We start from the raw sequence: 2,771 nt of genomic DNA, 5'->3' as shown, positions 1-2,771 counted from the left end.
GTGGACGCGTGCTCGCCGTCCGCGCGATCGGCGCCGACATCGCCAACGCCCGCGCCAAGGCCTACGAAGGCATCGCCTCCATCTCGTTCCCCGGCGCCCAGTGGCGTCGCGACATCGCGGCCCAGCCGCTCGGTGTCGTCGAGGGCGCATCCATGACAGCCCTGATCGACGGAGACTCCTGACATGACCGTCCCCAACGTGCTGGCCACCCGCTACGCCGCCGCCGACCTCGCGGCGATCTGGTCGCCCGAGCACAAGATCGTGCTCGAGCGGCAGCTCTGGATCGCGGTCCTGCGCGCCCAGCGTGACCTGGGGATCGACGTCCCCGACGGCGTGATCGAGGCCCACGAAGCCGTCATCGACAAGGTCGACCTCGACTCGATCGCGGCCCGCGAGCGGATCACCCGGCACGACGTGAAGGCGCGCATCGAGGAGTTCGCCGCGCTGGCCGGGCACGAGCACATCCACAAGGGGATGACGAGCCGCGACCTGACCGAGAACGTCGAGCAGCTGCAGATCAAGCAGTCGCTCTCGCTCCTGCGTGACCGCGCGGTGGCCACGCTGGCCAGACTGGCGCGGCTCGCGACCGAGCACGAGACCACGGTAATGGCCGGCCGCTCGCACAACGTGGCCGCGCAGGCGACCACGCTCGGCAAGCGCTTCGCCACGATCGCCGACGAGATGCTGATCGGCCTGCAGCGCGTCGAGGAGCTGCTCGCGCGCTACCCGCTGCGCGGCATCAAGGGCCCGATGGGGACCTCGCAGGACATGCTCGACCTGCTCGGCGGCGACGCCGCCAAGCTGGCCGACCTGGAGTCGCGCGTCGCCGCCCACCTCGGATTCGAGCACGTCCTCACCAGCGTCGGTCAGGTCTACCCGCGCTCGCTCGACTTCGACGTGCTCAGCGCCGTCGTCCAGCTCGTCGCCGGCCCCTCCAACCTCGCCACCACGATCAGGCTGATGGCCGGCATCGAGCTCGTCACCGAGGGCTTCAAGGAGGGCCAGGTCGGCTCCTCGGCGATGCCGCACAAGATGAACACCCGCTCCTGCGAACGCGTCAACGGTCTCGCCGTCATCACCCGCGGCTACCTCTCGATGGTCGGCGAGCTCGCGGGCGACCAGTGGAACGAGGGCGACGTGTCCTGTTCGGTCGTGCGCCGCGTCGCGCTGCCCGACGCCTTCTTTGCCGCCGACGGGCTGTTCCAGACCTTCCTCACGGTGCTGGACGAGTTCGGCGCCTTCCCGGCCGTGATCCAGCGCGAGCTCGACCGCTACCTGCCGTTCCTGGCCACCACCAAGGTGCTGATGGCAGCGGTCCGGGGCGGCGTCGGCCGCGAGGTCGGGCACGAGGCGATCAAGGAGGCCGCGGTCGGCGTCGCCCTCGACATGCGCCGGGGACAGGCCGTCAACGACGTCTTCGACCGCCTCGCCGCCGACTCCCGGCTCGGGCTCTCGCGCGGGCAGATCGACGCGCTCGTGGCCGAGCCGATCGAGTTCACCGGCGCTGCCGTCGAGCAGGTGCAGGCCGTGGTCGCGCTGGTGGAGGACGTCGTACGCCGCCATCCCGACGCTGCGGCGTACGCCCCCGGCTCGATCCTCTGAGCCCATGAGTCGGGCTGTCCGTGCCACCGTGACTGGCCGCGTGCAGGGCGTCGGGTTCCGCTACTACACCGCCGAGAAGGCGCGAAGCCTCGGTGTCGTCGGCTGGGTCGGCAACGAGCCCGACGGCTCGGTCGCGCTGCACGCCGAGGGCGCGGACGAGGCCGTGGCCGCCCTGGTCGAGTGGTGCCGCAGCGGCCCCGCCATGGCGCGGGTCCGCAACGTGGCGGTCCTCGAGACGGCGGTGACCGGCGCGACGACGTTCGAGGTGCGCCACTGACCGACCGGCCGGCCGGCGCGTGCGCGCACGTCGCGGGGGGATCACCACTGTGTCCAACATCCCGTCGCCGCCGGTTCGGTGCCAGCGGCGAGGGCGACGGACAATGGCGGACATGTCTGCCCCCGACGCCACCCCCGTCACCACCCCTGTCACCACCTCCGTCACCCGCCACGTCGATCCGTCCCGGTCGAGCGAGATGCTCGCGTGGGTGCAGGCCGGGACGTCGCTGGCGGAGCGCTTCGACGGCTTCCTCGGCAGCGGCTGGGTGCGCCCGTCCGAGGACTCGCCGGAGTGGCACATGCTCTACCGCTTCGCCAGCTCCGACGCACTGGCCGTCTGGGAGGCAAGCCCGCAGCGCGAGTGGTGGCTCGAGGCCGCACAGGGCAGGATCGAGGCGACGCGCGTCGAGCGTCGTACGGGCATCGAAGGGTGGTTCGACGAGCCGGCCGCCGTCGAGGCGAGGAGCACCGCGCCCGGCCCGCCGCCGCGCTGGAAGCAGGCGACCACCATCTTCCTGGTGTTCTTCCCACTGAGCCTGGCGGCGAACTTCGCGCTGGGCCACACGCCCGTCGCGGACTGGGCGCTGCCGCTCCGGGTCCTGCTGACCGTGCTGGTGATGACGCCCCTGATGACCTACGTGCTGCTGCCGTGGATCACCCGCACGATGGCGTGGTGGCTGCACGCCAAGCCGGCCGACGCGTAGACGCGCGGACATTGGTCGGGTCGCCCGCCCCGTCCCGCGCTCGCCGCCCGGGCACAACAGGAGCTACGTCCGCGCGTCTACGCAGCCGCCGCCGTAGGCTCTGCGCGTGTCCGACTTCAACATCCCCGACGCCCCCGCCATCGCAGGCACGACCCACCTGCACTCCGGCAAGGTCCGCGACCTCTACGC

At 71.8% G+C, this 2,771-nt stretch carries 4 protein-coding genes; all 4 read left to right on the top strand.

Annotated features, from left to right (window positions below):
• The coding region (locus RMO85_RS16015) for a phosphoribosylglycinamide synthetase C domain-containing protein (RefSeq protein ID WP_310529719.1) at positions 1-182 on the top strand (182 nt) is incomplete at its 5' end.
• A 1-nt stretch (position 183) separates the two neighbouring features.
• Entirely contained in the window at positions 184-1,602 is a 1,419-nt protein-coding gene (gene purB / locus RMO85_RS16010; protein ID WP_310529718.1) for an adenylosuccinate lyase, read from the top strand.
• Positions 1,603-1,606: 4 nt separating this feature from the next.
• Complete coding sequence (locus RMO85_RS16005) at positions 1,607-1,879, top strand: acylphosphatase (protein ID WP_310529717.1); 273 nt, start codon at positions 1,607-1,609, stop codon at positions 1,877-1,879.
• Positions 1,880-1,991: 112 nt separating this feature from the next.
• Positions 1,992-2,582 carry an antibiotic biosynthesis monooxygenase gene (locus RMO85_RS16000; protein WP_310529716.1) on the top strand — a complete coding sequence of 197 codons (591 nt, stop codon included), beginning with the start codon at positions 1,992-1,994 and terminating at the stop codon, positions 2,580-2,582.
• Positions 2,583-2,771: the final 189 nt, after the last annotated feature.

Origin of the sequence: Nocardioides sp., assembly GCF_031422975.1 — a bacterium.
In the GTDB taxonomy this organism is placed as follows: Bacteria; Actinomycetota; Actinomycetes; order Propionibacteriales; family Nocardioidaceae; genus Nocardioides.
Note: the sequence above shows the minus strand (reverse complement) of the source record. Positions and strands in the feature narration are given on the sequence as shown.

What these genes read in the sequence shown, in the direction of transcription:
- RMO85_RS16005 (WP_310529717.1), top strand. Translation starts at nt 1,607, where the DNA reads ATGAGTCGGGCTGTCCGTGCCACCGTGACTGGCCGCGTGCAGGGCGTC.
- RMO85_RS16000 (WP_310529716.1), top strand. Translation starts at nt 1,992, where the DNA reads ATGTCTGCCCCCGACGCCACCCCCGTCACCACCCCTGTCACCACCTCC.
- purB (WP_310529718.1), top strand. Translation starts at nt 184, where the DNA reads ATGACCGTCCCCAACGTGCTGGCCACCCGCTACGCCGCCGCCGACCTC.